Origin of the sequence: Ligilactobacillus acidipiscis DSM 15836 (assembly GCF_001435755.1) — a bacterium.
GTDB lineage: Bacteria > Bacillota > Bacilli > Lactobacillales > Lactobacillaceae > Ligilactobacillus > Ligilactobacillus acidipiscis.
Genome location: NZ_AZFI01000053.1, coordinates 1 through 11280, shown reverse-complemented (window position 1 = coordinate 11280; position 11280 = coordinate 1). Strand labels below are relative to the sequence as shown.

At 37.3% G+C, this 11280-nt stretch carries 6 protein-coding genes and 1 pseudogene; all 7 read right to left on the bottom strand.

Annotated features, from left to right (window positions below; all coding sequences use genetic code 11):
• Nucleotides 1-10 precede the first annotated feature (10 nt).
• Nucleotides 11-406: pseudogene (locus tag FC65_RS05300) on the bottom strand (site-specific integrase); the annotation flags it as partial.
• Between the two features lie 151 nt (nt 407-557).
• A complete protein-coding gene (locus FC65_RS05295) occupies nt 558-3644 on the bottom strand; it encodes a type I restriction endonuclease subunit R (protein WP_056971823.1) in 3087 nt (1028 codons plus the stop codon).
• 46 nt (nt 3645-3690) lie between these two features.
• Nucleotides 3691-4980 (bottom strand): restriction endonuclease subunit S, encoded by a 1290-nt coding sequence (locus tag FC65_RS05290; protein ID WP_056971822.1) that lies wholly within the window; start codon nt 4978-4980, stop codon nt 3691-3693.
• Nucleotides 4980-7562 carry a type I restriction-modification system subunit M gene (locus FC65_RS05285; protein ID WP_202813871.1) on the bottom strand — a complete coding sequence of 861 codons (2583 nt, stop codon included), beginning with the start codon at nt 7560-7562 and terminating at the stop codon, nt 4980-4982. The genes FC65_RS05290 and FC65_RS05285 overlap by 1 nt, the downstream gene beginning before the upstream one ends.
• A gap of 187 nt (nt 7563-7749) precedes the next feature.
• The gene (locus tag FC65_RS05280) at nt 7750-8151 is read right to left on the bottom strand and encodes a hypothetical protein (RefSeq protein WP_010499776.1); all 402 of its coding nucleotides are present in this window, start codon (nt 8149-8151) and stop codon (nt 7750-7752) included.
• 118 nt (nt 8152-8269) lie between these two features.
• Nucleotides 8270-9931 (bottom strand): putative polysaccharide biosynthesis protein, encoded by a 1662-nt coding sequence (locus tag FC65_RS05275; protein WP_010499774.1) that lies wholly within the window; start codon nt 9929-9931, stop codon nt 8270-8272.
• Nucleotides 9932-10158: 227 nt separating this feature from the next.
• Nucleotides 10159-11280 (bottom strand): class I tRNA ligase family protein (locus FC65_RS05270; RefSeq protein WP_156408574.1); only part of this gene is annotated, 1122 nt, incomplete at its 5' end.

Below are 11280 nucleotides of genomic sequence, written 5' to 3'. Positions count from 1 at the left end.
TTAAATTTTACAATCTGCCATTTACCAATACAGTATGCAATTCATATTGATTTAAATACTTTGGTTTCTTTGGTCTAGGGGTCTTACCCTTTATAATTGCTTTACGTGTTGGATCACGTTCTATTAACCCTTCATCAACAGCATCCAATATTGCGCCCTTTAATTGATGGTGAAAGTCCATTGTTGTTTGTCGTTCGTGATTTTCAGCATATTTATTCAGCAATTTCTGATAAGTAATACGTGTTAGATCACAGATCTTAAGTTCTGGAACTAACTTAACTAACCACTGTTGAGTCATTAAGTATTTGGCCATCGTAACCTTACGAATAGCCCCTTCTTTATACACAGTAATCCATCGTTCATAATAAACATGAAAAAGCTCATTTTTTTCTGTTGGATCTGCCATGGTATTATCCTCCTATTAAAGTGGCTGACGCTCATGAAGGAGGACAAGCTGTTAACCCGATTTTATCAAGCACACCACATTCAAACAACATTTATTAAAGGATTCTATATTAAAAAGACCGAGATATTGTATCTCAGCCTTCTTTTCCAAATCAATCATATTTTTGTCTAATTTGCACCATCCACTTAGGAAGATCTTTGGTTAACTTTATATTATGCATTAACATATTTCCAGCAGACTTATCAGTTGCTTTGTTAAAATCAACTCGGCTAGTAATTTCATCGATATAAGGTACAACATCCGGTTCAGAAATGGAAAAGGCAGAAACAGAACGATTTAGTAATTCTGAATCGATTCCTCTTTCCTGTGCAAATTCATCAACTTGTTTTTCTTCTAAGCTCTTTTTCCATTCATCATAAGCATCATCAAAATTAATATCACCTGACAAATGCCCTGGAACAAGTTCTTCGTCAACAAACTCTCTTAATAATTGAGCTTGATCATCTTGCCCCATATTACTCAATTCTCGAATTTGTTCTGAAATGATCCTCAATGTTTCATTATCGACAGTTTGTATACCGTTTTTCGTTTCAACTCTATCACCAATTAAATTTAAGATGTGAGCTGCATCAATAACTTGAGTACCAGATAACTTAGTTCTTCCAGTAAGTTGTTTAATTTCAATTGGTGGGTCATCATCTGGACCAACACCCGTAAAAATGTTCTTATATGCACCCACATACTGTAACCACTCATGTTCTGTGATACCAAATGCATCATCATCCCATTTAAACTCATAATATTGCTCAACAGTATTAACTTTGTCAGCAGTAGCCTTGAAATTTGCTTGGAAATTTGCTTTTCCGGCTTCATCATCTTTTAATTTTTGCCAATCTGTTGGATCTGGTAAGATTGGTTTCATTTGTTTTACGGAGAGTTCAAGCTTTTTAACTACATTTTTATAAACATCAACAATCGCTTTATTACTTGTTCCTCCACTGCCATATAGTTTTAAAGCAGTATCCACTGTATTTTCAGTAATCTTAGGGTATTGAAAATTAATAATGGTCCCAAACTCTTTACCCGCTCCAAAAACACGGTTCGTCCTAGAATAAGCTTGAATCAATCCTTGAAGTTCCAATGAACGATCAACATACAAAGTGTTCAGCCTTTTTGAATCATATCCTGTCAATAACTGATCAGCTACAATAACTAAATCAATATTTTTCGAATTTCTGCCACTACCCCCACGTTTTGCACGTTCTGTTAAATCTTCAAAATAGGCATCTCCACCCTGTTTTTGATTACCAGCTTCAAAATGTAATCCTGTAAATGCCTCGTAATCCGCAAACATTTCATTGATTATTTCAGGAGCAACATTATCGGGATCATTTTCGTTTCCAAAACTAAAAGTCATTGCGACGTTGATTTGCTTATTCCGACTTTCCAACTGTTTTTTAAACTCTCGATAATAAGCAATAACTCTACTTTTATAAGCAACTGTTAAGATACCGTTGAACTGTTTTAACTGCGACTGATTTTCCCAGTTATCTAGCATTTCTGTAACTACCCGTGGAATATGCGTCTCATCTTGATAGACCAAAACACCATCCTCAGCCGCTTGTTGTTCAACCTGTAAATCAGATAAAATCTGAACTGAACGTTCTAATTCGCGATCAGATAAGTCTGGATGTTCTATTTTCTGTCGCTCAATTATTTGTTCACGTAAATCTTCATAGCTTGTAAATTCACCAGTATTAATATAATCCACATGAAAACCTAAAACATTGCCATCTTTGATGGCCTCTTCGATCGTATAGCGATGTAATTCAGGGCCAAAGAGCTTTGTTGTCGTATTAATAACTTCGCTTTTTTTATTAACTTTGCCCTTCACATTATTTTCTTCAAACAATGGCGTGCCTGTGAAACCATAGAATAAACCATATTTTCTGAAATAATACTTGATGTCACCCATCATTTGTCCCATAGTTGTGCGATGAGCTTCGTCAATAATAAAGACCATCTTTTTTTCAGCTAAACTCTGATCATGATTTTCATTAAGCTCTTTTACTAATGAATTCAATTTAAAGGTCGTCGTAACAACAATTCCAGTCTTTAGTGACCGTAACTGTTTTTTAAGTTGATATGTTGAATTAGTATCATCAACATCAACTGATTCATAAGCAGAATATGCTTTAAAACTATCAGAAGTATTACTATCAAGTTCCCGTCGATCAACCAAGAAAACTACTTTATCAAAACCTCCACGAGTTGAGAGAAATAAAGCAGTTTTAAAACTAGTGATGGTTTTACCTGAGCCAGTAGTATGCCAGATGAAGCCCCCGTGAGGCCCGACACCTTTATCATCTCGTCCGAATGCAGCTGCCTCAATTGCTTGTAAAGCATACACTTGATAAGGTCGCATTAGCATATGCTTTTGATTTTCTTGATCATTAGCTTCATCGATCACCAAATAATCGCCAACCATTTGGTGTGCCATTGGAATTTTTAATAATGTTTTAGTAATTGTTTTCCAATTATTAATTGGTCGATTATTTTCATCCGCCCAGTGAAAAACAAAGCTGGGATTAAAATCATCAACCGATTTTGGAGTCGCAAAATAACGTGTTTCAATTTCGGAAGTGACCACCATCATTTGCGAAAAAGCCATAAAATTATTGCTATATTCGCCATCTCGATAGTATCGTTTAAACTGACCAAAGGCCTCATCTAAATTTTTATCGGTTCGTTTCTGTTCAATGTTGATCAATGGCAAACCATTGATCAACAAAACAATGTCAAAGCGATTATTATTAGGCGTTCTAACTTCACGCGCAATTTGATAAGAAGAGTCGCCCCCACGTACTTCTGCCTTTTTAAAAATTGTTAGTGTAATTTGCCTTCGAGTAACATTTAAATTGTCGTCCCGATATATTCCATCAATTTTTCCAGTAGATTCTTCGATCGACAGAAGTTTAGCAGCTTCGTAGCTATTACTGATCTGACTAACTTTAGCTAATACTTGATCGAATTCTTCGTCTGTTAGCGGCACACCTTCCAACTGATCAGCATTGATACGGTTCAATTGCACTCGCCAATTTTTTATTAAATCAGCGACTGTAACTTCATGTGTATTACCATTTAATTCTTCCATGGCATCCCACTTATATTCAGCTAAGGCCTCAACAAAGTTTTGTTGAAATGTCCTTTCAGAAGCATCTTTAACAACTTCACTCACTTCACTGTCCCCCTTTTTTAAATTTTCGAATATACTTACGCTAAATTTAAACGAACATCTCATTCAAGTATGCTTGTTTCAAATTTTGCAGCTTTTCTAACTGTTGCTGATGAAGAGCGATAGTGTCATCTAACTTCTCAAACATATCGCCAATCACTTTCTGTTCAGATTCCTCGGGTATCATCACCTTGATATCTTCAACATCGGAACCATTGAAACTTGGTAATGCTCCGACTTGAGCAAATCTAGATAATCTTAACTTTTCGAATAATGTCTTACCGAAATAACGATTCCAAGAAGAGTCAAACAAATAACTCATCATGTTATTATCAATTAAAAAAGAAGTATCGACAATTCGCTTTCTATCGAGGAATATGGCTGCCCCTACTTTTGCAAATACAACACCACTATTTTGGGGGTTAATGGGATTCCACTTATTTTCTTTAAGTTGAGAGTCACTTGCGTAATTGTTGGCATTCATCATAACAACCTCATTACCTGGGTTGTTCATGTCTGATACTTTATAAAATGGAGTCCCTTGCTTACCTCCTTGTTGAGCATCTGGAAATCCAATTCCAGACTTAGCCTTGCCAACTTCACCCAACTTACGCTCTTCCCAATCATCAGTAAATCCAGAAAATCTTCGTTTCGGCTTACGCTCTCCTTCCGCAGGAAACATTTCCGTTAAATAAGCAGATTTTAATTTTTTTAACTTATCATACTTACGTTGATGAAGAGCGATAGTCTCATCTATCTTTTTGAAGAATGAACCGATTTTTTGTTGTTCTTCAAAATCTTTTGGAAAAGATACTAATGTTTTTTGTAAGTTTCCTTTACTAATTGATGATACTTTTGAACCCTGAATCAGTCTCAAAAGTTGTCTATGATAGGTATTTGAATTGATATAATATCCTAGAAAAAATTCAGCTTTTTTATCTTTTGATCTTGCAACTATTGTATGTAATCCTGCTACGAGATTTTTTTCAGTTAAACCATTGACTTCAACAGCTTTTCCAACAGTTTCATCTTCAGCTGCATCAGCAAAAATCAAATCGCCGTTCTCGAGCAAACTAGATTTATATTTTTCTAATTTACCACCTGTGATATATGGAATTTTATCATTTTTAATATTTAGAATGGCTGGATATTTAATCAATATATCTCCATAGTGAACGCTTTTAATATCGCCTTCATCATAATTTAACAATGCTCTAGATAATGAATTTGTAGACACAGGAAAATTAAAACATTCATCAAACTTTCGCTGTTCCCAAGCGTCTGCATTTTCGAACTCCTTAAAACGTCTATAAGGCACATTTTTCTGCTTATCGGCCATTATTTCACCACCAATTCACTTAAAAGACTTTCAAATTCACTTTCAACTTGCTCAGTTTCCTTTTCAAGGTCAGATAAGGTAGTTGAATAACGAGTATTTAACGTTTCTAAAGTTTGTAATTTATTTTTCAAAGGAGCTTGAACTAGATTAACTATTTTAGTTTCAATACCACCGAACCACTTTTCATAAACCAGACTATTTACTTCTTCATTAGTCAAGTTTTCGATTCGTTCATAAACAGCACCTTGGAGCTCTTTTTCTTGATTTTTTATTTCTGTATTTAGCTTTGATTTCTGATTCATTAAGGTCGAAACTTTGTGCAACAATTGATATTCGTCTGACCCTTTTTTTGCTTCTTTAAGTTCAGCTTTGATTTTTTTATTGTCGAAAGAATCTTGTGGTTCATCATCTTTGTTTTTCTTTATGGAATCATATAGAATACTATTTTCGTCACTATCTTCAACTTTAGCCGCCTCAACTAACTCGCTAAGTTCACTTTCTGTTGCGGTTAACTGCTCTTTACTATCAGCGATTTTTTGAACTAGTTCAGAATATAAATTCTTAGCGATCAAATCATTTGGCACGATTGCACCGATCCAACCGTCTTGCTCTTCATGTTTCTTTTGCCCCGTACCTTTAGTGACCATATTGGGCTCACGTGTGCGTCCAGCAGTATAAAAGCCCATCCCGGCAATTAGTTCTGTATCATTGAACAAGGTATTTTTCCAAATTTCGGCAATAATTTGATAACCAGCATAAGCATCTAGGTAATCAAACTTTGACAATATTTGTTTAATCTCTGCCAACATTTCGTCACGTAGGTCTTCTAGCTCTGTTTCACTGTCGACACTAATTAATTTTCCCCAAAATTTCTGTAGATATTCGGTAACTTTACCCTCAACTTCAGCAGACTTGTTTTTAACCCTCTCATCAGCTAAAACTTCTTTTGTCAAATCATCTACTGACTCATTCAATTCAACATAGCCTTCACGTAATGGAGTTAAAGCATTATCTAATACATCTTTAACGATTGAGTTCAAAACTTTCAAGTCAGCAATATTTTTCATTGGTATTCCACCTAACAAGTGACCGTCAACATCTTGAGGAATTTCACTATCCATAGCTTCTACATAACGCGGGATATTTAAGTTATATTCATTTTCAATAATTTCTTTTCGGTCTGCTAAATGACTGTAACCAGCGACTTCTATTTTATCAACATAAGTATCAACGATTTGTGCAATATCTTTTTCTCGTAAAACATTTTGTTTACCGATCTTCACAAAATGTTCCGATGAGTCGACCAACAATACTGGATCAGACAACTCTCGATTTTTCTTTAAAATCATAACACAAACTGGGATACCGGTATTTGTAAACATATTGCTAGGCAGTCCAATAACCGCGTCAACATAATTTTTCTCTAACAAACGCTTACGGATCTGACCCTCTGTTCCGCCACGGAATAAGACACCATGAGGCAACACGATCGCCATTGTCCCTTTTTGTCCTAAATGGTATAAACCATGCATCAAATAAGCAAAATCGCCTTTAGAATCTGGAGGTAAAACCCCAAAATCAGCAAAACGCGGATCACTAACTTTAAGCGGCTTATCTTCATGCTTATTCCACTTAGAATCAGAGTAAGGTGGATTCATTACGACTGCATCAAATTGCACACCTTCCTCTGGCCTTTCTGGATCTTCAGGCCAATCCTCAGCTAATGTATTCCCATTTTTAATATCCATATTTTCTGGTCGAACACCATGCAACAGAAGGTTCATCCGCGTTAAATTATATGTTTCCGTAATGAATTCTTGGCCATAATAATGCAAGTCACGTTGCGCACTCTTATTTAAATGCTTACCCACTGTTAAGAGTAATGAACCTGAACCAACTGTGGGATCATAAACTGACGAAATGTTTGACGATTTAACCACGATCTGTGCTAAAACTTCACTGACTTGACGAGGAGTATAAAATTCTCCTGCCTTTTTACCAGCACTAGAAGCAAATTGACCGATCAAATACTCGTAAGCATCGCCCAAAACATCTCCATTTTGCAAATCAACCATATCCAGATCTGCAAAAAGCAAAATCAAGTCTTTGATGTTTTTACTACGTTTATTTAAATCATTTCCTAACGCTGAATCTGTCAAATCAATGATGGAAGTTGAAAAGAGCCCCTTAAAATCATCGGCATCGCCTTTGATCTCGATATTACGCTCAAAAGAGTTCAAGCTATCCATGACCTTTTGTAATTCAAAGTCACCATTTCTAATATCTTTGACCCATGTTTGATATAAATGTTCTGGTAAAACATAATAACCTAAAACTTTTTGAATCATACCAGACAAAGTATCTCCTAGTTGTTGATAGGCCTCTTCGTATTCCTGAACATTATTTGCACTTTTGGAAACTCCTGCTGTCGACCGAAATGTTGCCAATGTCTGATCACTCAAGAATTTGTAAAACATCAGACCTAACATGTAATCTTTATAGCGACTAGCATCCATCGAACCACGTAGATCATTAGCACCGTCCCATAGACGACGTTTAATTTCTTCTGAAGTAGTAATCATTATGTATTTCCTCCATGTATCAAGCTATTATTTCTCATGTAAATAAAAATATACATCTATTTTTATTTTAGCATTTTGATATCAGCTAAAAAAGCATCTTCTGGTATTATCTTGCCAGAGATGCCTCTTAAATCAAGAACAACAATTGTTATCGTTCATTTAAATACTTAACTGAATGCATATATTCTCATCTAGCATTGACTCCATAAACATATGACACATAACAAGCGAAGTCACCGATCCTTTTACGCGCTTGCACAGGGTTAAACGTCAATTCTTCATACCAGCTACTTTCTAAGTCATGCTCATCCAAATAACGTTTGACTATGTTTAGCGTATGAATGACGTTATCATGCTGGCTTGTTCGTTGATCATCCATTTCAGCTCGTTGTTCATTTGACAATAACAGCCATTTTCCACGCATTGCTGCATAAATCACCGAAGACTGCAAAAAATCTGACCAATAATTTTCTACCTTTGGGCCAGCAATTTCAATCAAACCAACTAATTCACTATAAATTTGGTCTGCCTCTTCAAACTTTAAACCACTTTTCTTTTTCTCGAAGTCCTGATACGTATAAAGTTCCATTTGGCTCCTCCTCATAAATTTAACTCATGGCTAACTTCTAAAAACATTAAAGAATTTACTTCATTGTATCAAAAAAACGAGCTCCGTTTAAAAGAGAACTCGCTTCATTATCTATATCTTATTTAACGTGCAGCAATCTTCTAAGTGATCCAGCCCTAGATCCAAGAATCTTGTCGGCCACTCTGGTTTTTAATGTTAGCCAGGCATAAACATAAGCCCCGCCGCCAACTGCCAAGAGTAATACCAAGACCGCCATGAACCGGCTGTATTTATTCAAGACAAGGCCCAAACCAAAGACGATCGCTAAAACAACCGCAAACATGATCAAAGAAAAGACTGTCACTTGGTTGAATCTCTTTAACAAACGATCGAGATCTAAGCCGAATTCGTAATAAACATAGCGGACCATCAAGATCCCAGAACAGGCTGTACCGATCCCTGTAGCTATGACAGGACCATAACCATGCAGCCAAACTGTCAATGGGACTTGCAAGATCAGCTTGATCACCAAACCAACGACTGTATATTTGATCGCGATCTTATTACGATAGACCCCCTGCAAGACTGAGGCCATCAGTGAAAATAAGCCCAGTGCTAAGGCAGTATACGCCGAAACACTCATGATATAAATACCCAAATGCTCATATGAATAAAACAAAACATACAGTGGACGTGCCACGGCTGCCATTCCTAAGGAGGCAGGCAGCATGATAAAGAAGAATAATTCCAATGTATCAGTGATCTGGTCTCGTGTACCTTCTTGATCACCCTTCGTGACAAACTCCGACAAAAGCGGGATCGCCGTGGAAGCCATCGCGATCGCCAGTGAAACGATGATCATCACTAATTTGTTGGCATTCCCTGCAAACAGCGCGTACTGTGCGTTGATACTATCCAAGGTAAAATTAGTGACCTTTTGCATGATCGGTTGGAAAGTATACTGATCAAACAAGTTATATAAGGTCATCGAAATGCTGACAAAAATAAATGGGATCGACTGATAGATAACTTCTTTGATCAGTTCACCATCTGAAACCGAAAGCACATTAGCACTACTGTCTGCTAAATTATCAAACCAAGTCCGCTTTTTTAAATAATAAAAGACTAACAAGATGATTCCGCCGATCGCCCCGAAAAAGGCTCCGAGTGTTGAATGAACAACACCTAGTTCATAATGACCGTTAAAGACTTTCATGATCAAGTATGTAGCGACTAACATATAAACGATCCGTACGACTTGCTCAACTAGTTGTGAGATCGCCGAAGGAGCCATATCCTGATAACCTTGAAAGAAGCCTCGGGCCAAGCTCATAACTGGGATCAAAATCAAGGCCAATGATAACGAACGATAAATTGGCACCATGCGTGGATCGCCTTGCGAGATCCACGGTGAAATAAACCACAACAACCCTGCTGAAAAGATCCCTAATCCCAACATCAACAGCATCGTTTTTTTAAATAATCGTCGTCCAACTTGGTATTCATTTAATGAATTGTAATGCGAAACTTGCTTTGCTACCGCCGAAGGGATTCCCGCCGTAGCGATCATGATAAACAAGCTGTAAACAGTATATCCTTTAGTGTACAAGGCATTAGCCTGTAACTTGTCACTACCAAACCAGCCGTACCACGGAATAATATAAATTGCTCCTAAAATTCGTGAAAAAATACTGCCCGCTGTCATCCAAGCGGACCCTTTCAACATCTTTTCTTTAGCAGTAGGTTCAGATCCAGCTGGCTTGAGCTGTTCTTCACTTGACTGGACCTCACGTTCACTCATCAAAATAAACCTGCTTTCTTTCCAGTTAATTTGACATCACCTGCACACGACAATGCCACCGTTCTTCATCAATAACATTAAATTTACATTCACAACTATTCTATAGAAGTTGCCGTTGATTAGCAATGTTTCTTGAAAAACATTATGAAATAATAAAGAAAATCGCCTAAAAAAATAGAAGTACCCAAAGAGTACTTCCATTCAATCATCTTACTTTATTCACATAATTACTTGCCAACTACAATATTGACTAACTTGTTAGGCACAGCGATCACTTTCTTGATCTCCTTATCAGCCAATTCTTCTTTGACCTTTTCATCAGCTAAGGCAATTTCTTGCATCTTATCTCTGGAAGTATCACGCTCGATCTCCAAATGCTGCCGAACTTTACCGTTGACCTGAACGACGATCTGAACTGAGTTATCAACTAACTGAGTTTCATCATAGCTTGGCCACTGAGCATAAGTGATCGTGCCGACATGACCTAATCTGGACCATAGTTCTTCAGCGATATGCGGTGTCAGTGGAGCCAACATCTTGACGAAGCCTTCCATGTATTCCAAAGGCAAAGAATCCTGCTTGTAACAATCATTAACAAAGACCATGAAACTTGAGATCGCCGTATTGAAATGCAATTCTGCGAAGTCTTCTGTGACTTTCTTGACCGTTTGATTATAAACTTTATCTAACTTATGATCGTTGATCGTTGTTACACGGTCACGCAACTCGCCTTCGTCATCGATCAGCAGGTTCCACACACGTTTGATAAACTTATGTGCCCCATTCAAACCGTCTTCACTCCAAGCAATCGAAGCATCAAGAGGCCCCATGAACATTTCATATAAGCGCAAAGTATCGGCACCATATTGTTCTACGATGTCATCAGGATTGACTACGTTGCCCTTAGACTTGGACATCTTTTCGTGGTTATTACCCAAGATCATTCCTTGGTTGACCAACTTCTGGAATGGTTCCTTAGTTGGCACGACTCCCAAGTCATACAAGAACTTGTGCCAGAAACGAGCATAAAGCAAATGCAAGACAGCATGTTCAGCACCGCCGACATACAAATCGACCGGCATCCATTGCTTTAATTTTTCATAGTCTGCCAAAGCATCCTTGTTAGTAGGGTCAACGTAACGTAAGAAGTACCATGAACTTCCTGCCCATTGTGGCATGGTATTAGTTTCACGCTTGCCTTTACGTCCGTTTTCATCAACAACATTCACCCAATCATCCAGGTTAGCCAGTGGGCTTTCACCAGTACCTGACGGCTTAATGTCTTTCGCCTTTGGCAACAAGAGCGGCAATTGATCTTCCGGCACTAAGGTCGTTTCGCCGTCTTCCCA

Coding starts and splice junctions, on each gene's coding strand:
- FC65_RS05280 (WP_010499776.1), bottom strand. CDS start 8,151: ATGGAACTTTATACGTATCAGGACTTCGAGAAAAAGAAAAGTGGTTTA.
- FC65_RS05275 (WP_010499774.1), bottom strand. CDS start 9,931: ATGAGTGAACGTGAGGTCCAGTCAAGTGAAGAACAGCTCAAGCCAGCT.
- FC65_RS05290 (WP_056971822.1), bottom strand. CDS start 4,980: ATGGCCGATAAGCAGAAAAATGTGCCTTATAGACGTTTTAAGGAGTTC.
- FC65_RS05285 (WP_202813871.1), bottom strand. CDS start 7,562: ATGATTACTACTTCAGAAGAAATTAAACGTCGTCTATGGGACGGTGCT.